We start from the raw sequence: 20,820 nt of genomic DNA on the forward strand, positions 1-20,820 counted from the left end.
GCATCTTTATCTTTTATCAGTCAAACATAAATAAAAGTACGGGACTAAGGTTCGCTGAAACCTTGATCCCGTACTTTTTAATTGAAAAGAGGGTAATTCTCCTTTAGAAAAGTCAATAATTCTTGAGCGGCATGAGGAAGATAGCGACCTTTCTTCCAGATCAGAGCGAGTTGAAGGCATAGGTTCGAGTCTGAAAAGGGTCGGTAAATAATGGTTTCCGGGTTAAGAACTTCGCAAATCTTCGTAGGTAAAAGGGCTAGGCCAAGCTTAGCAGCCACCATTTGGGTCATTAATTCGCGCTGAGAGGTTTCAAAGGCGATCTCCGGGTTAATACCCGCCTTTTTGCATCCTGCAATAATAATATCATGGAGCTTATAGTCGCTATTGTATAAAATAAGTTGCTCTCCGGCAAAGTCTTTGTAATCAATACATTCCTTCAGAGCTAATGGGTGATTAGGGTGCATAATGACACTAAGGGGGTCTTGTTCGAACCAAATCCATTCAAAGAGATCCTTATCTTCCGGTGTAAAAATGCCGAAATCCAGTAAGCCGTCTTCGAGAGAAGCTTCAATCTTTTTGGGGCCATATTCAAAGAGCTGAATTTGGATTTTAGGATACTCATTTTTAAAAGCACCGAGCATATGGGAAAAGGTTGTGACAGCGGTAATAGGAGGGAGCCCGATGTGGATCTTTCCTGTTTGTAGTTTGGCCAGGCCTTCCAATTGAGTGTTGATATTTCTAAATGCAGCCACAATTTGTTGCGCTTGCTCAAGAACAAGCTCCCCGGCATCTGTCAGTTTTACAAACTTTGTACTGCGATAGAACAATGCTTTTCCCAGCTCCGCCTCCAGATCCTTAATCGCTTTACTGATCGAGGGTTGGGAGGTATGGGTTGCCTCGGCTGCGATGCTGAAGCTTTTGTGACGTGCAACTTCGATGAAATATTCTAAATGCCGTATTTCCACTTATCCATCCACCTTTGCATTTATTCGTTATCAGAATACACCGTATTCATAACGGGTATTTCACATCTCGATAGAAGATAATTAAAATGGTAGATAGAAGTATTTTAAATTGATGCTCTTTAAGTATAATGCAAATTTCTCATATCTTCCAGACTTGGTAAAAGAATCTTAGCACTCTTGAAAGGGTTAAAGATATGCCAATAAAAGTTTTTTCTAAGTATCGAGCCTTTGTTTATTTGGCAATCATTATCGGGGTGGGGAGCTGGAGCAATATTCTCTATCCATGGATGTCAAAGGTGATGTCCTTTTTCAGTCCCATTCAAGCGTATATTATGCTAAATTCTTTTTGGGTTGCAGCTGTAGTTGGGATTTCTTTTTTGACCTATAAAAGGATATGCAGTTGTAAAGAGATAAACATAACTTGGTTCATGGTACCTATGCTCTATATGAGTGTTCAACTTATTGGTAATGCTCTCTTGGAAAGAGCGATTATTCTCAATTTGGGCTGGATATGGCTGCTGTTAGGAATGAACACGCTGTTATTCATAGTTGGATTCCTGTGGTTCCACTGCCTCAGTGTACTCGTCGTTGTCCGGATCGCTCAGCAGTCCCTCACCTTTGCTGAGATCAATACTTTTTTTGTTTTTGTTCTTGGGACTGTGGGAGTGACCGTCTGTACAATTTTTGATCTTGCTAAAAATCTGCTCCTCATGGGTTTATTGGATAGTATACAGCCCCTTAAGCTATTGGCTTGCTTTTTTTGGGGCTTTGGTATTTGGACTGTTGTCTTTATCCTTATCCTATGGTGCTATCAGAGCTGGACGAAGAAAATGCCAATCCGAGTGGAGTGGGGGATATATATTTTTTCATTCCAGATGTATACGATTGCCAGTCACAAGATAGCGGAAGAATTCCTTTCTCCGCTTACGTCAGGGGTTTTATCCTTACTGACACTCCTGCTTACTGTATTTTGGCTCTGTTTTTGGAAAAATAGGATAGAGGCATTGATTCAGTCCACAAATTATTTTGAGATAAAACAAAAGAGAAGTAGAGTTTAAGTTCTCCAATTGAACATAAACTCTACTTTTTTAAGTTTTAAGCTAAGAATCAATTGTATTGAGAAATTATACCCGATCCCAAGCTAAATTTAGGACTCTCTTAGCATTAGCGATCACCAATTCAGGGTCTTCGTCCCCATATGGTTTGACTTCCAGGCTGACAATCGGCCGATTATCCTTGTTAAGGAATCCAATGTCCAGAAGGACGCGGAGGTATTCCACAAGTTCATCCACATCATTTTCACTGCCAGGGAAGCCAAATCTCGGATGTTCATCTCCATGGACTGGAGAGAGTTTGTCTTTGACAAGAGCATTGCCCATGTGAGCATGGATAATATAGTCTTTTACAGGGATCAGAGATTCAGCCGGTGTTTCCCGGAGTTGAGGCAGGTGGCTTAAGTCTACCATTAAGCCGAAATTGTCATATTCCTGGCGAATTTCCTTAACATATCGTTGGGTGAGTGCCACAGGTCCAATCAGAGAGCATTTGTCAACATCATAGTCAAATACTTCAATAGCGACCTTCATAGTTCCCTTGGATTTGGCGTAGGCACATATTTCCTTGGTAGAGCGGATCAATGCCTGATAGGCCTCTTCCTTTTTAGATTCTTCATATTTTCCGCTGAGGAAGGCGAAATCCTTGGCGCCCATTTCATAGGCTTCATCAATACCTTCCTTTACATTGGCCAGGGCTCGTAATCTTTCTTCCTCATTGAGGGAGTTGATATTCTGCTTGGTGATCAAGAGCCGGGGCATCCCCGCATAAGAAAACTCCATATGGGAGGTCTCAATAATCTGCTTGGCTTTTTTCCTAACGATGGGGTCCTTAATCCAGGTCATTTCGACTACTTCAAAGTAGTCATCGAGAGCAATTCTTCTCAAAGTTTCCAGGATGGGCCCTTCTCCTTTGCCGGTGCTGGGATAAGCCATAAAATGAACGAGACCTACCTTCATATATTTACGAAAGGATTCATTCATTGGGCATCCTCCTTAAGCTTTAGTCCACGGGGAAGGTTTCGATAGGTACTGGAGCAGAAAACGCAATCACCACAAGAGGTTCATCTCCGGTGTTCTTTATGCCATGGGCTTCTCCTTTAAGGTTGGGGATGATCGTACCCGCTTTCATAGGTAAAGAGACTCCTTTACCCCCTAGGAGTTCTCCTTCTCCCTGGACGACGACCCAAATATCATCTGTATTAGGGTGTTGGTGAGCAGGGACGGAATCTCCAGGCTGTAAATTGATTACGGCTGTATTGGTGCACTCGCTTTCATAGAGTACAGTCTTTTTTACGTTCTTACTTAATATTTCTGTGATTTTGGTGAACTTCATGACTTATACCTCCCTTCAATTGAGCATTTTCAGTTAAGCTTTTGATCCATCTCCTCAAAAGACTTGTGGCTCATCTTTAGAATAAAGAGTTTTTCTAAGGGAGTAAAATAACCATTTAGAATATTGCGTATTCAATGGGAGAATAAAGAGTGCGAATAAGTAGAGCGAATGAATAGTGTGGAAATTAGGAAAAGTCAGAGCTTATTCAGTTCGTAAATAGACTGTATTCAGAATAGGTATTTTACTTATAGGCACGGGGTATCTACAATGAAAGCACAAAAAGCGTATCAAAACGCGATTCAGTAAGGAGGAAGTAAAATGGCTATTATGAGATCGGTGCTCTTTGTTGCAGGAAATGATAAGGAGGCTCTGGATGAGGCCTTAACCTATGAGGCGGATGCACTTATTTTAGATCTGGAGGATTTGGTACCACCTCAGGAAAAATCAAGAGCACGCAGAATGGTGCGTGCGAATATCAAGCACGCGGGCTCTCAAGGTGCTGAGGCGTGGGTTCGAGTGAATGCCTGGGAAACGAATATGACTGATGATGATCTGGAAGCTGCAGTATGTGAAGGTCTTACAGGAATCAATCTCACCAAGGTTGCCGGTGCCGGCGACGTACAGCGTCTGGCCTGGAGACTTGAGGAGCTGGAACGGAAGAATGGTCTGGAAGTAGGAAGCATAAAGATCTGCCTGCTTATAGAGACCGCCATCGGTGTCATCAACGCCTATGAGTCTTGTGCTGCCAGCCCTCGTGTTACTGCGGCAATTTTCGGAGCGGTAGATTTTACCCGTGATATGCAGGTTAAGCTGACCCCTGAAGCAAAAGAGCAGCAGTTCGCTCGGGGTTATGTTGCTGTTGCGGCTCGTGCTGCCGGTATTATAGCTCTTGATGCGCCCTTCCTCAATTACACTGACAAAGAAGGATATGCGCGCAACATAGCGGAAGGGCGCCAATTGGGGTATAAAGGACGGATGATTGTTCATCCCAGCCTTGTGGAAGCCGCTAATCGTCTCTATTCTCCTGACCCGGAAGATGTACAATGGGCCAGAGAGATTAAGAAGGTTTTCGAAGAAGAGGCTATTGCTAAAGGAAAAGCAGCAATCGTCTATAAGGATAAGCTGGTGGATACTCCTGTTTATAGCAATGCTCTCGACATTCTTGCGAATCAAGCTGAGATTGATGCTAAGCTTGGGAAAAAGTAAACAGATAAAGGAAGTGTTTTAAATGTCTTTAAGAGAGAATGCGCTGAAACTCCATGCTGATCATCGTGGCAAAATCAAGATCGCTCTTAAAGTTCCCTGCCGTGATTACAATGATTTGAGCTTAGCTTACTCCCCGGGAGTGGCTGAACCCTGTCTGGAAATTGCTAAAAATCCTGAATTGGTTAACACTTACACCAATCGGGCTAATTGTGTGGCCGTGGTTTCCAATGGTACCGCTGTTCTTGGTCTTGGAGATATTGGTGCCCGTGCGGCTATGCCTGTAATGGAAGGGAAATCTCTTCTATTCAAGAATTTTGCTGGGGTAGATTCCTTTCCCATTTGTTTGGACACAAAGGATATGGATAAGATTGTCGAAGTGGTCAAATTACTGGAGCCTACTTTTGGAGGCATCAATTTAGAAGATATTAAAGCACCTGAATGCTTTGAAATCGAAGAGAAGTTGAAAGCAGTGTATGATGGTCCTGTTTTCCATGATGACCAGCATGGAACAGCTGTCGTGACCTTGGCGGCTATGATCAATGCTCTGAAGATTGTTAAGAAGGACCTGAAGGATGTTAAGATCGTAACAAGTGGAGCCGGTGCGGCAGGGATGGCCATCGTTAAGCTGTTGATGGATTGCGGTCTCCAAAATATTATTATGTGCGATACCAAAGGAACGATTTATGAGGGACGCACCGAAGGCATGAATAAATATAAGGCGGAAATCGCTTTAAAGACGAATCGTTCTAAGGTTAAGGGCAGCCTTGCGGAAGCGTTGAAGGGCGCTGACGTATTTATCGGAATTTCCGTAGGAAATACAGTAACACAAGAAATGATCCGGTCCATGGCCAAAGATGCAATTGTCTTTGCTCAGGCTAATCCTGTTCCGGAAATCATGCCTGAAAAGGCTAAGGAAGCGGGCGCTGCTGTAGTAGGAACCGGCCGTTCCGACTATCCCAACCAAATCAACAATATTCTCTCTTTCCCCGGAATTTTCCGCGGGACCTTTGACACCGAAGCGAGAGAAATCAATGGGCCAATGAAAATTGCCGCTGCGGAAGCAATCGCTTCCATTATCAGCCCTGAGGAGCTCAATGCAGAGTATATCATTCCGAAAGCTTTCGACCATCGAGTGGCTCCCGCTGTAGCTGCGGCTGTAGCCAAAGCAGCCATGGAGAGCGGTGTGGCCAAAAAGAAGGTCGATCCAGAGCAGGTTGCTCTGAACTTAATCAGCTTACTTGCCCAAGAAGGCAAATAAGATTTAGATTCCTCCTAAATAGTTAAGCAAAGAAACAGCCCCAGCCATGGCTGTTTCTTTGTTAACTATTCAGAATGTACAAGAAGCAGGAATTAGAGTCGGAATTTTGAATTGAAATCGGAGTTGAGAGTAGTGAGCTTTGGCAGGTTATTAACTGCGATGGTTACGCCAATGAATAAAGAGCTGGAAGTGGATTATCAAGCGGCGGCCGATTTGGCGCAGTACTTGGTAAGACATGGCTCAGATGGAATCGTTGTGGCAAGCACAACTGGAGAATCCCCTACCTTAGCAGATGAAGAGAAGCTTGAATTATTTAGGGTTGTAAAAAAAGCGGTCGGATCAAAGGCCAAAGTCATCGCAAGTGTAGGGAGCAATTCAACACAGGAAAGTGTCGGAATGGCTCTTCGCACCTTAGAGACGGAGGTCGATGGTCTAATTGCCGTCGTGCCTTATTACAATAAACCTTCACAGGAAGGGTTATACCGCCATTTTCGCGGGATCGCGGAAGTATCTTCTCTTCCGCTCATGATGTATAATGTGCCGGGGAGGACTTCTGCGAATCTTTTGCCTGAAACCGTTCTGCGTTTAAGCTGTGTCCCCAACATTACAGCACTTAAAGAGGCTTCAGGATCAATGGATCAAGTGAGCGAATTGAAGCGAATATTACCTGATGAATTTGAAATCTTTAGCGGGGATGATTCCCTGACTCTCCCCATGCTGGCACTGGGGTGTAATGGGGTCGTTGGTGTAGGATCCCACATTATTGGGAATGAGATGAAGCTGATGATCGATGCTTGGATTTCCGGAGATATTGAAACAGCGCGCAGGTGGCACTTAAAGCTGATGCCAATTTTTAAAGGAGTTTTTATTACGGCCAATCCTGTTCCGATCAAATATTTACTCAATCAGATGGGGATTGAAGTAGGGAGTGTACGGCCGCCCCTGGTTGAAACGACACCGGCAGAAGAAAAAGTGTTAAATGAAATACTTAGCGGGTGGAAGCTAAGGTGAAGATATGGCAAAAAGGGAGCTGTTGCACTACGAACAAAATAGTTCGCGGTACAACAGCTCCTTTTGATTGAGCAAGGTCCATATAGTTCTAACCTAAAGCTCCCAATATACGACTTGACGCCGTTATCTTTTGTTAAGGGGAATATATTTTTGACGGGGTACCACGCTCTTATAAGCAGGGCGAATGATCTTTCCGCCATTGACGATTTCTTCGATCCGATGAGCACTCCAACCGGCGATGCGGGAGAGCGCAAAAATAGGAGTGAACATTTCCAGAGGGAGATTGAGCATTTGATACACGAAACCTGAATAGAAGTCTACATTGGCACTGACTCCTTTATAAATCTTCGTGTGCTTAGCAATGATCTGGGGAGCCAGTTCTTCTACTTTAGCATAAAGATTGAATTCGTTATCCAGACCCTTTTCAGCGGCGAGTTTCGAAGCATAGTGCTTCAGAACTACGGCTCTGGGGTCGGAGATGGAGTAGACCGCATGACCGATTCCATAGATCAATCCGGAGCGGTCAAAGGCATCCTTAAGAAGAATTTTATCAAGATAGGCGCTGAGTTCATCCTCATCCTGCCAATCGGAGACCTTTTCTTTGATATCCTGGAACATTTGAATAACTTTATGGTTGGCACCGCCATGCTTTGGTCCTCGTAAGGAGCCCAATGCTGATGCTACGGCTGAATAAGTATCCGTTCCGGTGGAGGTAACCACATGAGTGACAAAGGAGGAGTTATTTCCCCCGCCATGTTCCGCATGAAGGACTAAGGCCAGATCCAGAAGCTTAGCTTCCAGCTCCGTATATTTGTGGTTTGGGCGCAGCATATAAAGAATATTTTCAGCCAGACTTAATTCAGGTTGAGGGCTATGAATAACCAAGCTTTTGTTCCCGTGATAATGGGTATAGGCTTGATAACAATAAACAGCAAGGGCAGGGAAGGCAGCAATCAGGCGGATGCATTGTTTGAGTACGTTTTTTATGGAAGTATCATCGGGATTGGAGTCATAGCAATAGAAGCCCAAGACACTGCGGGCCATTCCATTCATGATGTCTTTACTAGGTACATTGAGGATCATATCTTTGGCAAAATTATCAGGGAGTTTTTGATAGATGTCGAGAAGACTATGAAAATCAAAGAGCTCCTGCTTGTTCGGTAATTTGCCAAAGAGAAGAAGATAGGCTGTCTCCTCAAATCCAAAACGGTTATCCTCCATAAAGCCCCGAGCAAGATCCGTAATATCATAGCCCCGATAAATAAGCCGGCCGGGTACGGGAACCATTTCCCCTTCATCGATAATATAAGAATGAACTTCACCGATCTCGGTTAAGCCCACCAACACACCTCTACCGTCTAAATCGCGAAGTCCGCGCTTAACTTCATACTTCTGGTAAAGTTCCGGGTCAATGGGACCTTTCTTTACAGTAAGTCCACTGAGTTCATCCAGCATACTTTCTTCAAAATTTTTGAGGTCAACATTTTCCATAGCAACAACTCCTCTTTATGTTTTTAATCGTATATTCTTTTGGTGTGACAGGCTTACTTTTAAGCTGTATAGTCTGCTGAAAGCAAGAGATTACTTGCAGACAACTTTATATACATTATGAGTTGTCAGTGGGAATTAGTCAAGTAAATTCTTGTTATATAGCATCTCAGAAGAACACTAATATTATATATGATATCTGAAGGAAAAATAAGAAGGTGCACAGGTATATGAAATGATACATTAATCGCTACCTGTCATTTTACTCTTAGTATTGCTTTACTGCTTTATTTTGATGCTGCTTTGAGTATCTGGAAGCAAGCTTTACAGGATATTTTTTTCTTGTTGTGATGTTTATCCATTTGTTTGTTTAATCATTGACGAAAAGCGTCCTCACTCGCTATTGCAGCAAGGGAGGACGCTCATGTAATTCGCTTCTCAAGATCCGGTTAAACACATCGTCAAGATAAGATAAACGATCATCAGGTATTTGGTCAATTAAATCGTGAAGCCTTTCCCGGGAGATATTCATGTCTGCCACCTCATCTTAATCGCTCTATGGGTTATTCTATAGTATTGTTCGACAAGAAGTGAGATGCTCTTTATAGTCACTTAAGATTCTTTTGCCAGATGCCATTTATACCCTTCCCGGACATCGGTCACTACTCCATAGAGTTCCTTCATGGTGGACATTCTTCTTTTGCGATCAAACTTGGAAATGAACCTGAAATAACGGGGAACCGGAGTAGCCTTCATAAGGGTTCGGGCATATTCACTGTAAAACTGTTTAAGTGGCAGGGCAGTGGGCAATACCGTATGCATGAAATCAAAGAATTTGGGATCATGAGTCAGAAGCCGGTCCTTGTTCTGTTCGTAAAGTGCTGTTCCCGGTAAAGGGGTAAGGATGGAGAGGGCGGCATAAGAAATATTGAGTTTACGGGTATAAGCAATCAGTTGATCGAATTCTTGGCGGGTAAAGGAAGGATCAATGATAAAAGAAGCATAGATATCGATGTTAAGGTCATTAAGAATCTTTACTGCCTCTTCTTGTTGTGCCACTGTAATGTTTTTATTAAGGCCTTGCAAGTGCTCATCGGAAAAGCTCTCAAAGCCGACGAAGACTTGGATTAAGCCGATGTTTTTCCATTTGGCAAATAGTTCAGGATGTTTCACAATGGTATCAACCCGGCCATAGAGGAAATATTTTTTGCGTATGCCTGCTACCTGAATCAGATCGGCCAGTTGATCCATTCTTCTTGTGTCACACATGGATTCATCATCACAGAAAAAAACAATTTCTTCTTGGATCCCATGCAATTCCGCAACGATCCGTTCCGGATTTCGCTGCAGATATTTTCCGTTGGTTATTGACCATAGGGCGCAAAAATTGCACCGTCCGAAACATCCCAAAGAAGTCCGGATCGAGGCGATGGGTTTCATCCAGTCACTAAAATAATGGTTGCGGTAACGGGCGGTCAAGGAACGGTCGGGAAAGGGCAGATCATCCAGATTTGTATAGGGACGCTCAGCAGTAAAGGACATGATGGAGCCTGGTATGGCCAAGCCCGGTATATCTCCCAAGGGGAGCTGAGATTCTTTATGCTTCAGAACCTGGCGCAGGGTAAAGACCCCTTCCCCGATAACGATTAAGTCGATAGCCTGGTCGTTGTAGTCGGCAGGTTTTACAGTGGCGTGATGACCGCCAACGATGATAAACACATCTGGATTAATCTCCTTGAAGTGAGCAGCAATTGCTTTAACAATGTTTAGATGGTTAGTATATCCTGTTATACCCACAATATCTGGTTGAAAGGAGTGAAAGGCCCTTTCAAAATCCGGTTCCAGGCGGGCATCAAGGAGAAGTACCTCATGACCATCTTCCTTCAAACCCGCACCAAGGTATTCCAATCCGAGAGGCTCATACATATATACTTTGTCCATAAAGACTGTGCTGCTGGGAGGCTGGATCAATAGTACTTTCAATTGCTATTACCTCATTTCGCTTTTGTTTTCAGCACCATTCATAAAGAGATCAACCATTGCCGCGAGATGTTTTTCAGGGTTCCAAGAATCTCCCTCAAGGATCCAGACCATAAATTCCATGACATACATAATCTCAAGATGCTTGGCCAAGTATTCTGTCGGCAGATCTTGGCGTAATTCACCCGCTTCCTGACCGTAGCGAATGATTTGGGCAAGAACCTGATCCATACCGCTGTTCTGATAAGCTTCTGGTTGTAACATAGATTGAAACTGGTGAACAAAGTAGATTTGAAGGAGTTCACGGTATTGGAGGTTCCATTCAAACTGCCCACGAAAATATTCATAAATTTTTGAGCGGGTAGTCGGTAGTTTTGCCAAAAAGTCCAAAACCTGATCCACAAATTGATGACTCATGTCTTGAAAGAACTCGGCCACAATAAGCTCTTTAGAGGGGAAGTAATTGTAGAGTGTCACTTTCGAAATGTCCACAGCCTCCGCTATTTGCTCCATGGTCGTGGCATCGTAGCCTTGGGTTTGGAAAAACTGAATAGCTGTAGTAAGGATACTTTGCTTTGTCTCTTCTTTTTTTCGTTCTCGCCGATTTAAGGTACTGTTCTTACTCATCATGACCTCCTTAGGGTTTTGTACTGGCTCCGACAGAGACAATAAGCTTACTTAGTAAAAATATGAACTGAACATAAAAGTTAACCAAGTTAATTTTTATGTTCTAAGTATAAAACATAATTTGTCAGATGTAAACTCTCTAAGGAAGATACCACTTCCTACACAAAAACGCAGCTCATTTTGAGCCGCGTTTTTGTGTAGGAAGTGGTTATCTATAATGTTTGCTGTTTGAATAAGGATTAATCTTCATCATCCTTTTGTTCTTTTACTTTATCCACGATTTCCGGAACCATATCCAGGAGCTTTTCTAAACCACCGGCTTTTTTAATGGGAAGGAGCTCAACTTGATCACCTTTGATGACCAGGATTGCGGTGGCATGGATTTTAGCCCCTGCGCCGGCACCGCTGCCGGTTCCGTCGTTACCTTTCTCATCTTTACCACCGCCGCCGCCTGTGCCAAGACCGAAAGTAATGTCAATAAAGGGAATAATAGTAGTTTCGCCCACTTTAATAGGATCTCCAACCACGGTCTTGGACTTTAGAAAGCTTTCCAGTTTTTCAAAAATCGTATCGATGTTTTCTTTTGTGTTAATTGACATATTGAGGACCTCCTTTAGATTTCTTTGGTTTTTTAAAGAGCTTGGAAATGTATATACTTCTAACTGGTTTAGAGAGCAGGAACCCTAAAATCATAAAGAGGAGAGAGGGGACCCAAACTCGGCCACCAATTAAAAATTTTCCTTCAAGGACTTCTTCATCGAACACCGGTTGCACATGAAGATCATGTTTATGAATCAAGAAATGAAACTGACTGAGCAGACCATAAAGCAAGCCGGTCATCATGGGATCGCTGAATCCCACTTTGGCAGAAACAAAGAGGGTATGGGGCTGAAAGTGCTTAAGTAGTTTGACCAGAGTTGAGAGAGCCTCCTTTAGGATGTCCGGCCTTAAAAACTCTTTAAATGAAGATTTCTTTCCCTTGCCCTTATGACTGGATTTGCTCTTTGCAGCGTGATCAACTCCTTTGCTATACTTGTCTTTCTCGGACTTCCCGATAGGAGGGAGTCCTTCTTTCTCTGACTTACTGGGAGGAGTCTTTGGTTCAAAGGTATGTTCAATCCATCGAAAAACAGCGAGATTGATTCTGAACCTTCCAGGAAAAGTGCGGCTAAAATCAATCTTTATTCCTCCAAAGAGCCAGGTGATGGAGCCTTCCAATAGGCTTTGCTCATATTTTTCTCCGGCTATACGATAGCGGTAGGGAATGATTAATAGGGCCAAAACTATGATGAGGATCGCTAAGAGGAGGTAACCAAGGGCTTGTAAAAGAAAACCAAGTATGGATAAGAACAATAAATCACCTCCAAGGTCTATTACTTAGCTTTGAGAAACTTAGTGCTCTTGAGCAGACCTTTTGATACCAATTTAAGAGCTGATGGGGTGGCTTTTAAACTTTCTTTAGCGAGGTTATTGCTTGCTTTAACACCGGGTACATAATCGAGGAACCTGCTGGCCGATCTTATATTTTTACGCTGGATTTCCACAAGGGCAGTGAAAGAACTCTGAGAAGAAGGTTCAGAGACTTGCTCAAGGAGGATGCCTTTAAGCTGATCCAGCTCAGGAGGAAGTTCAATTTCATAAGTAGATTTATCGCTGAGATCCCAGAAAAGAAGCTTCAGCTCATTGAGCTCCTTTCGGCATTCCGGACAGATCTTAAGGTGTTCATCCACAAAGAGCTTTTCTATGGGATCAAGAGTATCGTCCAGCAGATCCTGAAGCAGTAGCTTATCCAGTTTACATGTCATCATTTTATCTCTCCCATAATCCGTCTTTGCTTAAACACGTCTTAAGATTTTTTCGCCCTCGATATAAATAGGTCTTTACAGTTCCTAAAGGAACTCCCATAATTTTGGCAATTTCCTCATACTTCATACCCTTCATATGCCTTAGGATAATAGCCATGCGTTCTTCAGAAGGAAGGGCATGAATGGCCTTGACCAGGGTCTCCTTTGTATCCAGGTATAGAGTCGCTTCCTCGGTCCGATTGCTGGAAGGAAGTAGCTCTTGAATTTCATGACCATTTTCATTATGTTGGTTTAAGGATAAGGCGTCCTTTTTATCCCTTAGGTAGTTTAAACATTTATTGACCGTAATCCGTTTAATCCAAGGGAGCATAGAAAAGCTGTCATCGAAGCGATCCAAGGATTTAAAGATGGACAGAAAAACATCTTGGGTTAAATCGAGAGCATCTTCCTTGTTTCCGGCATAATGGTAAGCAATTGTATAGATATACTTCTTATACCGATCGTAGAGAAGCTCCAACCCTTGATTTTTATCCTTCTTATAAAGTTTCAGGAGGGTTGCATCTGAAGAGTCCAAAGCTCGGATCATCCTTCTATGTTTATAGTTTTTGCCTCACTTAATTAATACACAATAAATCCAATAAAGTTTTGCTGAAAAGATATTTTTTAAAAAAGTTTTTAATACGGGAACCTTTTCCTTCTCATAATCATCTATCAGGTGTCTGGACAAATAAGCAAGACTGAGGTGATAAGAGATTTGGAAAGGGTGGGAAACGAGGGGGTACCCCATGTGCTTACGAAAACCGTCTTTAATCGTAGCTTAAGTAGAACGGCAAGTGAAGAAAAAGAGAGATTTTGTACCTACATAGATAATCACAAATTAAATATGTTTCGGCTGGCCAAGAGCATTGTCCATAATGACGCAGATGCAGAAGATGTGACCAGTGAAGCGATCTTGAAGGCTTATAGGAATTTGAGCGATCTGCGATCCTTTGCCAGTTTTAAGCCCTGGATTATGAAGATTGTCATCAATGAAGCCTATTCTTTAGCCAATAAGCGCAAGAAAGTCATATACTTAGAAGAACTTGAGGTTCCCGAAGAGAGTTCGGAAAGCATGATTAATGAATCAGGAGAGCTATGGACTGCCGTGAAAAAACTGGATGAGGAGTTCCGCACCATAACCGTGCTTTTTTATTATGAGGATATGAGTATCAAGGATATTAGTAAAACGTTAAGCTTGCCCACAGGCACGGTGAAATCGCGTTTGGCCAGGGCAAGACAAAAATTAAAAGTGTTGTTAGTGAATGAAGGGGGCATGGAATAAATGGAACATCATGACTTTGACCAATTCATAAAAAACAAAGCAAAAGGTGAACCGATTAACGTCCCCAGAGGATTTTCGGAAAGGATGGATTCTTTAATGGCTAATTTACCCGAGAAGACACAGGGAGTAAGAAGATTACCCAAGAAGATGTTTCTTGTTGTAGCGGGTTTTATAGTATTTGCTTCGATGTCGGTGGTTGCTTCCCCTCTCGTAGGTGAGATGAGCAGCGGCGTGATCAGCTATTTTAATGCCCCGCGGGATTTCAAATATCTCTCCCAGCAAGCGGTCTATGAGCAGTATAACAGTCAAGTCGGAGTCTCTGCCAGTGACCAGGGAATTAAGGTGACGGTGGATAATCTGGCGGTTGATGATAATTATATTAGTGTTTTCTATACAGCCGAGAGTGAAGAGCCTATCCAACTATTAGGCGACGAAGAGACTATAGAGCAGTGGCGCATCAATTGGACAGCCCCTCATTTCTGGTTTAAAGAGAATGGGCGTTATATTGAACCTCCTGCCCAAAATGAAATCGATGCTTATCTGGAAGATCCTTATACTCTGAAAGGTATGCAACGATTTGCTGTGGTGGGGCTTTTAGAGGATACTATGAATCTTGAGATCTACACTGAAGAGATTTTTGGTAAAGAAGGGCGCTGGCATATTCCTTTAAGTGTGGACAAAAGCAGTGTTGCCGTGGAAAGCTTAACGGTTGCCCCCAAGATGAAGGCTAAGGTGACCACTGGCTGGAATGGGGAATATAAGCATGATATTACCATCGAAAAGGTATCCATCTCTCCCTTTGGCAATCAAATTGTGCTTAGTGAAAGAGCAGAAAATACCTTCTCACAGTTTGCTCTTCGAGATGAGCAGGGCCGGTATCTGACGGTCATTCCTACGGCTACCTATGGAGGCAATTTCTTCATAAAGGTCACCAACAACTTTGAGTTTATCGGAGGCAGAACGGATATGAAGGAGCTGACTCTTATTCCCATAGTTAGCGGAAGTGAGGAGGATGGCTTACCTGCACCGAAGCTGCGGACTGCAGAAATCGGCAGTTATCCGATTGCTATGCCGGAGAGTGAACTGGGTGGCTTTGTGATGGAAGGGCTGGAGCTTACCCCGGAAAAAGCGGTAGCTACTTTCCATCAGGAGGGAGCAGTGGGGATTAGTTATCCTGATTTGATACTGCTGGATGAAAACGGTGAGAGTTTGGATTTTGCAGCGTTTCATGATGACAGCTATGACCGGGAAACCGGGAAAATCACCATTACCCTTACCTTTAAGGATGTCAGCGGCGAAGAGATTATCGCTAAGGCAAAAAAGGTTGGATATTATGCTCGACCGATGAAGCTTAATGAGGATGAAGCAGTTACGATTAAACTAGCAGAATAGATATGAAGCACTCATGAGTAAGATGCTCATACTCTATGAATTTATGTGAGGAAAAAGGATAGGGAAGTATAATAAAGAAAGCTCGGGAAAATTCTTTTTTAAGGATTTCTTCCCGGGCTTTAGTCATTTGGAGATTGCATATTCAAGATTAATTATGAAGGGAGCAATTAAGCTTATTTATTTTACTGGGTGCAGTGCTTTACGACTTCTTCCCAGGAGAGGTAAATGCGGGTGATATCTTCTTCGATTAAGTTAATCCCGGATTGAACTTCGATGAGCTCTAAATCAGTGATGGCCTTCAGACCATGTTTTGTTCCGCCCGGAATATGAAGGACATCCCCTGATTTCACCGGATAGATCTTGTCATCGCAGGCAAACAGTCCGTTCCCACTGGTAACGGTCCATACCTCAGTACGCATGCCATGAACTTGGTAACTTAAACACTTATCATGGTGAAGATGAAGTTTCTTGGTTAGAACTTCATAACCATCCAGCGATTTTGAGTGATCGAGGACATAATACCAACCCCAGCGCCTCTCTTCATACCTAGGGCGGTTTTGATAAGCACCGGTAAAGTCTTTCAGGCGGGGGCTTGAGTCCTTATCAGCCACAAGGATGCCATCGGGGCCGGCAGCTACCACTATATCAGAGGTCCCCAAGGTGAGAATGGGGATATCGAGTTCATTGATTATGTGGGTATTTACCGAATCCGGACTTGTTCTCCCTTTACCTATGGTCTGAGGCAAGATAGCGGTTAAGGTCTTCCATGTACCAAGGTCTAACCAGTTTCCTTCATATTTTACGGCAATGATTTGAGAGGAATTTTCCAATACTTCATAATCAAAGCTCGTCTTTGGCAGGGAAGAATAACAATATCGCAGGTCTTCGTATTGAGTCGGGAAGTTATGGCTATTTAACCAGTTCAGTATAAAATCTAACTTAAAAGCAAAAACTCCACTATTCCATAGAGCCCCTTCTTTGATTATTTTTTCTGCTACTTCAGGTTGAGGTTTTTCCACAAAACGCTCTATTCTTAAAAAGTCAGGGTCCGCCGCTTCTGAGGAGGGAACCATATACCCAAAAGAAGAGGAAGATGATGTGGGTGCGATCCCAATCAATCCGACTTCCCCGTGTTCTTCAGTCAATAATCGGGCAAGTTCTCTATAGTTATCGAAAAAGTTTTCTTCGACATAGGTATCGATGGGAGCAACGATGACGACCTCGTCTTCATTAAGGTCTTCCTGAGTATGCAGGTAAGAGCAGGCAAGAGCAATAGCGGGAAAAGTGTCCCGTTGTTCAGGTTCACAAACGAATTTGATGTCGGGGCAAAGCTGAGAGGTCAGATTATCAGTCTGAGATTCACAGCAGGCAATAAGTGTTGATGAGGTCAATCCCTTGGCGTGAAGCTGCCGCCATACCCGTTGGGCCATGGATTCGGTCTGACCTTCTTGATTTTGAAGAATCTTGACGAATTGTTTGGGACGTGCCGGATTGGAAATGGGCCAAAGTCTTTTTCCCGCTCCACCGGAAAGCAAAATGAGTTGCATAACGATCTCCCCAGATCTACTTCCAGATCAAATATCTTGAACTAGAGGTGGATTATTCGATAGTAAGCTTATATCCGACTCCTCTTAAAGTCCTTATATGGAAAAGTTGCGATTTGTCGAGTTCAATTTTCTCCCGTAGGCGGCTGATAAGAACAGTTACCGCATCATCATTACCATAATAGTCCGCTTGCCAAATTTGATAGAGCAACTGCTTTCGGGTAAAAACTTTGTTGGGATGCTTGGCAAGGAACCAAAGCATGTCAAATTCTTTAGCGGTTAACTCCACAGGCTGATCGTTGATCGCGACTTCACGTGTTGATGGGTTAATATAAAGGCCATTACTGTTAAAAACGCTGGAATCCGGGGTCGGTGTGCTTTCCTCTTTGCGGGTACGTCGTAAAACAGCTTTAACGCGCAGACAGAGCTCTACAGGGCTGAACGGTTTGGCGAGATAGTCATCGACACCTAGGTTAAACCCCAATATTTTATCCAGCTCCTCGTTTCGTACTGACAAAATGATGATAGGGATTGAAGACGTTTCTCGAACCGTTCTGCAGACCTGGAAACCGTCTACATGAGGGAGCATTAAATCAAGGATAATCAGTTCAGGTTCCTGACGGTGGAATTGTTCGATAGCCTGGCTCCCATCAAGGGCTGTAATCACATCATAGCCTTCTCGCCGTAAGCTATGCTCGATAATCTTGAGAATTTTAGGTTCATCGTCGACAACCAAAACCTTTGGCATGGTGTACCCCTTCTTTCTAAATAGTGTCTGCTCGGTATGAAGCGGTAGTCGGAACGGTGAAATGGAATGTACTTCCTTGTCCTGGAATACTATCAACCTGTATTTTCCCCCCGTGGAGCTCTATCATTTGCTTAGTAACCGCCAGGCCGAGTCCTAATCCGCCAAATTCGCGGCAGGTACCGGAGTCGACCTGATAAAATTTCTCAAATATTTGTTGAAGTTGCTCTGGGGCAATTCCTCGGCCAGTATCCGTCAGAGAGACCTGAATCTCTTCCTTCTGTTCATTATAGCGGGCCTGGAGATGAATTCTTCCGCCACAAGGAGTAAATTTAATCGCATTGGATAAGAGGTTCATAAGGATCTGTTTGATTTTATTTTTATCGGCTTCGATGGCAGGCAAATCAGGGGGAATATCCATAGAAAACTGAAGTTTATTATTCTGAATCATTGGGTTAAAGATATTTTCGAGGACAGTAGTCACCTCGGAGAATTCAAAGAAGGAAGGATGAAGATGCAATTTATTCTGCTCGATTTTGGAGAAATCCAGAAGATCTGTGATGAGATCCAGTAAATGGTGAGCGCTCTGGTAAATATCAAACAGATATTCAGAAGACTCAGGAACGTCTATACCTTGTTGAATGAGGATTTCGCTATAGGCGATGATAGAAGTAAGAGGGGTCTGCAGTTCGTGGCTCATAAGAGCAATAAATTCTGACTTGACCTCGTTGGCCTTTGTCAGTTCTTCATTGATACGATGCAGACTTTCTTGATGGAGACGCAGAGCTTGGTTTGCCCTGAGCAATTCAATGGTTCTCTCGTCAACCTTAGACTCCAGAGTGTCATAGAGGTTTTTTAGATTATTTGCCATGGTAAAGAGATTGCTTTGGAGGACGTGGATTTCATAATTCTCTGCTGGAGCCATAGTGGGAATGGAGAGATGCCCTTCGCTGAAATGAGTCGCTAAATCAGCCATACTTTCAAGAGGTTTTACCACTCGAGAACGGATGACGAGGTAGATGGCGGCGGATAAGCTGATAATCAGGATTAAGGTTGAGATAAGATCTTGAATCACGGCGGAGGAAAGCGCAGCGTAGGTGGGCTCTAATGGGGCCGTAATACTGATGACTCCGGCAAAATCCCCCAATTGTGCCCCTTCACGGGAGTATCCCGTAATATCTATACTTCCGGCAGGACCACCATGGCAGCTCAAACAACCTTCTTCATAGTCAAGGGGTACTAAATACCGGTAGGTTTTATTTGTATAATCAATTGAATAATATTCGGTCAAACTGCGATCCTGGTAGAACTTTTCCAAAACCTCTTGTTCGTATGAGTCAGGGGCATTGACTGAATTCCGTACATTAAGCTGAGTTTGCTTAAAAGTATAGCCTAAAGTTCCGTTAAAAATTTCAGAGATTCCCCGAATAGCTACCGAAGGGTTAAAATGTTTAAAGTTCAGGGTGCCATCCCGATCGACGTTGATCACATCCTGTTGTTCAGCGATGAAGACACGAGTCGCAATCAGTTCTTGGGCAAGCATGGAGGTACTATTGTGCAGGTTTTTAAGAGCTAATTGATATTGCTGATATCCGCTGATTGCGATGTATACACTCATAAACATCGTAATAATTATGGTAACTAGCCCTAGTATTTGCGTATTAAGATATTTCTGAGGGGATTTTTTAAAAAGTTTCAAAATGTCCATCCTTGCAATTATGAAAATTTTCAGACTTATAAAGATACATTGTTATATTTTTAATTTAATTTTAAAAAAGCAAACATATAGTTTTTATTTTCATTATTTCATTAGATTTTAAAACAAATTCCCCTTCTTTTCGTACATTGTATCGAAGCCTGATTAAGTAGTCAACCATATGGCTCTTCTTGCAAACCGTCGTGCTAGGCTAATCTGAGAAAATATCGAGAAGACTGAAAGCCGCCTGTAGGGCGGCTTTCAGTCTGTCCGGGAACATGAGATTTGACGATGTAATATTCCTGCAAGAAATGTGTGATAGTCCTGCAAGTAAAATATAGCTAAAAAGATAGACAAGATAAGGTTACGGAAAGCAAAAGTACAATGTTATGGTATGAAAAATCCGATGAGTTGTTAGCTAATTACCACTTGCCTGAAATTTTGGAATTGTACAATGAATACAACCCTATAGGGAATACCCCATCCTAGGCGGGGTAGGAGAATTAAAAGGAGGAATTGTCTTGAAGGTTTTGCGCAATGTCTTCGATGCACATTCGCACATTGGGCCAATGGCCCCCTGGAAGTATTATGATCTCCAGGAAGAAGTAAACCCCACGGTAATCGAATATCCTGATGTGGATTCTTACTTAGCTCATATGGACAAGTATGGGATCAAAAAGGCACTTGTTTGTCCTAACTATGGAATTCCCAAGCATGAGCAACCCTTTAGCCTTAACCCTTTGGTCATTGAAGCAGTAAGAAAGTCCGACCGTCTTCTCGGTGGTATCTGGGTATCCAATCTTCCTCGTAATAAGGAACTCACGTTAGAAGCGCTTAAATACGCAGGTGAACCGGGTATTGCCTGCCTGAAGATGACTTATTTGCTTGGAGGCAATCCCGACCCGGAAAAATATGATGCAGAGCAAGAAGAGCTTACAGAATTGATCGTAAGCACCTGTGAAAAATATGACCTCACTTTGCAAACTCACTCAAGCTCAGGCGGCAGCTCAGACATCAGTAATTACTATAAATTCATTGAGAAGTATGGAAAACGCATCCGTATTCATATTATCCATCTCGGTGGCGGTGTAAGTGGTCATATTAAAATGGTTCCTAAATTCATCAATTGGGTGAAAGAAGGGTATCAAGTTTACACCGACGGTTGCTGGGCAATTGGTTTCGGTGTGCGCTTCCTATTAGATGAAATCGCTAAAGCTGGAGTAGGCGAAGATCGCATCCTCTGGGGTTCTGATGAACCATGGAGCGACCTCCCCTCCGAATACTGGAAATGGGAAGGCGCGGATATCTCCGAGGAATTCAAGAATAAGATTTTCTGGGAAAACGCTGAACGCATTTACGGTTTCAAGAAAAAGTAAGAAATTTAAGGATTAAAC

General features: G+C 43.0%; 21 protein-coding genes. 7 read left to right on the forward strand and 14 right to left on the reverse strand.

The genetic code is table 11. The features are described 5' to 3' along the window. Positions 1-77: 77 nt before the first annotated feature. The gene (locus DESPCE1_RS0103680; RefSeq protein WP_019849508.1) at positions 78-965 is read right to left on the reverse strand and encodes a LysR family transcriptional regulator; all 888 of its coding nucleotides are present in this window, start codon (positions 963-965) and stop codon (positions 78-80) included. Positions 966-1,159: 194 nt separating this feature from the next. On the opposite strand from DESPCE1_RS0103680, the gene DESPCE1_RS0103685 reads away from it, so the two are divergent. Continuing rightward, entirely contained in the window at positions 1,160-2,023 is an 864-nt protein-coding gene (locus DESPCE1_RS0103685) for a hypothetical protein (protein WP_019849509.1), read from the forward strand. 66 nt (positions 2,024-2,089) lie between these two features. Here DESPCE1_RS0103685 and DESPCE1_RS0103690 read toward each other — a convergent pair whose 3' ends face one another. Both DESPCE1_RS0103690 and DESPCE1_RS0103695 read right to left on the reverse strand, forming a co-directional pair. Beyond that, a complete protein-coding gene (locus DESPCE1_RS0103690) occupies positions 2,090-3,001 on the reverse strand; it encodes a sugar phosphate isomerase/epimerase (RefSeq protein WP_019849510.1) in 912 nt (303 codons plus the stop codon). A 19-nt stretch (positions 3,002-3,020) separates the two neighbouring features. Then, positions 3,021-3,353, reverse strand: coding sequence for a cupin domain-containing protein (locus tag DESPCE1_RS0103695; protein ID WP_019849511.1), 333 nt, complete (start codon positions 3,351-3,353; stop codon positions 3,021-3,023). A 318-nt stretch (positions 3,354-3,671) separates the two neighbouring features. On the opposite strand from DESPCE1_RS0103695, the gene DESPCE1_RS0103700 reads away from it, so the two are divergent. The 3 genes from DESPCE1_RS0103700 (at position 3,672) to dapA (ending at position 6,828) form a co-directional block, all read left to right on the forward strand. Next, positions 3,672-4,559, forward strand: coding sequence for a CoA ester lyase (locus DESPCE1_RS0103700; protein WP_014792697.1), 888 nt, complete (start codon positions 3,672-3,674; stop codon positions 4,557-4,559). 22 nt (positions 4,560-4,581) lie between these two features. Further along, complete coding sequence (locus DESPCE1_RS0103705) at positions 4,582-5,817, forward strand: NADP-dependent malic enzyme (RefSeq protein ID WP_019849512.1); 1,236 nt, start codon at positions 4,582-4,584, stop codon at positions 5,815-5,817. Positions 5,818-5,949: 132 nt separating this feature from the next. Beyond that, positions 5,950-6,828: a 4-hydroxy-tetrahydrodipicolinate synthase gene (gene dapA / locus DESPCE1_RS0103710; RefSeq protein WP_028305447.1), complete on the forward strand. Its 879-nt coding sequence runs from the start codon at positions 5,950-5,952 to the stop codon at positions 6,826-6,828. 123 nt (positions 6,829-6,951) lie between these two features. On the opposite strand, the gene DESPCE1_RS0103715 is transcribed toward dapA, so the two are convergent. The 8 genes from DESPCE1_RS0103715 to DESPCE1_RS0103750 form a co-directional block, all read right to left on the reverse strand. Beyond that, a complete protein-coding gene (locus DESPCE1_RS0103715; protein ID WP_019849514.1) occupies positions 6,952-8,319 on the reverse strand; it encodes a citrate/2-methylcitrate synthase in 1,368 nt (455 codons plus the stop codon). Positions 8,320-8,716: 397 nt separating this feature from the next. Beyond that, positions 8,717-8,848, reverse strand: coding sequence for a hypothetical protein (locus tag DESPCE1_RS23945; protein WP_019849515.1), 132 nt, complete (start codon positions 8,846-8,848; stop codon positions 8,717-8,719). Between the two features lie 80 nt (positions 8,849-8,928). After that, the gene (locus DESPCE1_RS0103725; protein ID WP_019849516.1) at positions 8,929-10,299 is read right to left on the reverse strand and encodes a B12-binding domain-containing radical SAM protein; all 1,371 of its coding nucleotides are present in this window, start codon (positions 10,297-10,299) and stop codon (positions 8,929-8,931) included. 6 nt (positions 10,300-10,305) lie between these two features. Continuing rightward, positions 10,306-10,923, reverse strand: coding sequence for a TetR/AcrR family transcriptional regulator (locus DESPCE1_RS0103730; RefSeq protein WP_014792703.1), 618 nt, complete (start codon positions 10,921-10,923; stop codon positions 10,306-10,308). Between the two features lie 239 nt (positions 10,924-11,162). Continuing rightward, on the reverse strand, positions 11,163-11,522 hold the full coding sequence (locus DESPCE1_RS0103735) for a GerW family sporulation protein (protein WP_014792704.1): 360 nt from the start codon (positions 11,520-11,522) through the stop codon (positions 11,163-11,165). Further along, positions 11,512-12,276, reverse strand: a complete 765-nt coding sequence (locus DESPCE1_RS0103740; RefSeq protein ID WP_019849517.1) for a DUF2953 domain-containing protein — start codon at positions 12,274-12,276, stop codon at positions 11,512-11,514. The genes DESPCE1_RS0103735 and DESPCE1_RS0103740 overlap by 11 nt, the downstream gene beginning before the upstream one ends. A gap of 20 nt (positions 12,277-12,296) precedes the next feature. Then, entirely contained in the window at positions 12,297-12,731 is a 435-nt protein-coding gene (locus DESPCE1_RS0103745) for a zf-HC2 domain-containing protein (RefSeq protein WP_019849518.1), read from the reverse strand. Between the two features lies 1 nt (position 12,732). Then, positions 12,733-13,302, reverse strand: a complete 570-nt coding sequence (locus tag DESPCE1_RS0103750) for an RNA polymerase sigma factor (protein ID WP_014792707.1) — start codon at positions 13,300-13,302, stop codon at positions 12,733-12,735. A 213-nt stretch (positions 13,303-13,515) separates the two neighbouring features. Between DESPCE1_RS0103750 and DESPCE1_RS0103755 the strand changes: the two genes are divergently transcribed. Beyond that, positions 13,516-14,049: an RNA polymerase sigma factor gene (locus DESPCE1_RS0103755; RefSeq protein ID WP_014792708.1), complete on the forward strand. Its 534-nt coding sequence runs from the start codon at positions 13,516-13,518 to the stop codon at positions 14,047-14,049. After that, positions 14,050-15,441, forward strand: a complete 1,392-nt coding sequence (locus tag DESPCE1_RS0103760) for a DUF4179 domain-containing protein (protein WP_014792709.1) — start codon at positions 14,050-14,052, stop codon at positions 15,439-15,441. A 182-nt stretch (positions 15,442-15,623) separates the two neighbouring features. Here DESPCE1_RS0103760 and DESPCE1_RS0103765 read toward each other — a convergent pair whose 3' ends face one another. The 3 genes from DESPCE1_RS0103765 to DESPCE1_RS0103775 are packed head-to-tail and all read right to left on the reverse strand — an operon-like array spanning position 15,624 to position 19,429. Continuing rightward, positions 15,624-16,988, reverse strand: coding sequence for a sugar phosphate nucleotidyltransferase (locus DESPCE1_RS0103765; RefSeq protein WP_019849519.1), 1,365 nt, complete (start codon positions 16,986-16,988; stop codon positions 15,624-15,626). Between the two features lie 52 nt (positions 16,989-17,040). Further along, positions 17,041-17,733, reverse strand: a complete 693-nt coding sequence (locus DESPCE1_RS0103770; protein ID WP_014792711.1) for a response regulator transcription factor — start codon at positions 17,731-17,733, stop codon at positions 17,041-17,043. Positions 17,734-17,749: 16 nt separating this feature from the next. After that, a complete protein-coding gene (locus tag DESPCE1_RS0103775) occupies positions 17,750-19,429 on the reverse strand; it encodes an ATP-binding protein (protein ID WP_019849520.1) in 1,680 nt (559 codons plus the stop codon). A gap of 518 nt (positions 19,430-19,947) precedes the next feature. Between DESPCE1_RS0103775 and DESPCE1_RS0103780 the strand changes: the two genes are divergently transcribed. Continuing rightward, positions 19,948-20,802, forward strand: coding sequence for an amidohydrolase family protein (locus DESPCE1_RS0103780; protein ID WP_019849521.1), 855 nt, complete (start codon positions 19,948-19,950; stop codon positions 20,800-20,802). Positions 20,803-20,820: the final 18 nt, after the last annotated feature.

Source organism: Desulfitobacterium sp. PCE1 (assembly GCF_000384015.1).
Taxonomy (GTDB): domain Bacteria; phylum Bacillota; class Desulfitobacteriia; order Desulfitobacteriales; family Desulfitobacteriaceae; genus Desulfitobacterium; species Desulfitobacterium dehalogenans.

Coding starts and splice junctions, on each gene's coding strand:
- DESPCE1_RS0103685 (WP_019849509.1), top strand. CDS start 1,160: ATGCCAATAAAAGTTTTTTCTAAGTATCGAGCCTTTGTTTATTTGGCA.
- DESPCE1_RS0103690 (WP_019849510.1), bottom strand. CDS start 3,001: ATGAATGAATCCTTTCGTAAATATATGAAGGTAGGTCTCGTTCATTTT.
- DESPCE1_RS0103695 (WP_019849511.1), bottom strand. CDS start 3,353: ATGAAGTTCACCAAAATCACAGAAATATTAAGTAAGAACGTAAAAAAG.
- DESPCE1_RS0103700 (WP_014792697.1), top strand. CDS start 3,672: ATGGCTATTATGAGATCGGTGCTCTTTGTTGCAGGAAATGATAAGGAG.
- DESPCE1_RS0103705 (WP_019849512.1), top strand. CDS start 4,582: ATGTCTTTAAGAGAGAATGCGCTGAAACTCCATGCTGATCATCGTGGC.
- DESPCE1_RS0103715 (WP_019849514.1), bottom strand. CDS start 8,319: ATGGAAAATGTTGACCTCAAAAATTTTGAAGAAAGTATGCTGGATGAA.
- DESPCE1_RS23945 (WP_019849515.1), bottom strand. CDS start 8,848: ATGAATATCTCCCGGGAAAGGCTTCACGATTTAATTGACCAAATACCT.
- DESPCE1_RS0103730 (WP_014792703.1), bottom strand. CDS start 10,923: ATGAGTAAGAACAGTACCTTAAATCGGCGAGAACGAAAAAAAGAAGAG.
- DESPCE1_RS0103735 (WP_014792704.1), bottom strand. CDS start 11,522: ATGTCAATTAACACAAAAGAAAACATCGATACGATTTTTGAAAAACTG.
- DESPCE1_RS0103745 (WP_019849518.1), bottom strand. CDS start 12,731: ATGATGACATGTAAACTGGATAAGCTACTGCTTCAGGATCTGCTGGAC.
- DESPCE1_RS0103760 (WP_014792709.1), top strand. CDS start 14,050: ATGGAACATCATGACTTTGACCAATTCATAAAAAACAAAGCAAAAGGT.
- DESPCE1_RS0103765 (WP_019849519.1), bottom strand. CDS start 16,988: ATGCAACTCATTTTGCTTTCCGGTGGAGCGGGAAAAAGACTTTGGCCC.
- DESPCE1_RS0103770 (WP_014792711.1), bottom strand. CDS start 17,733: ATGCCAAAGGTTTTGGTTGTCGACGATGAACCTAAAATTCTCAAGATT.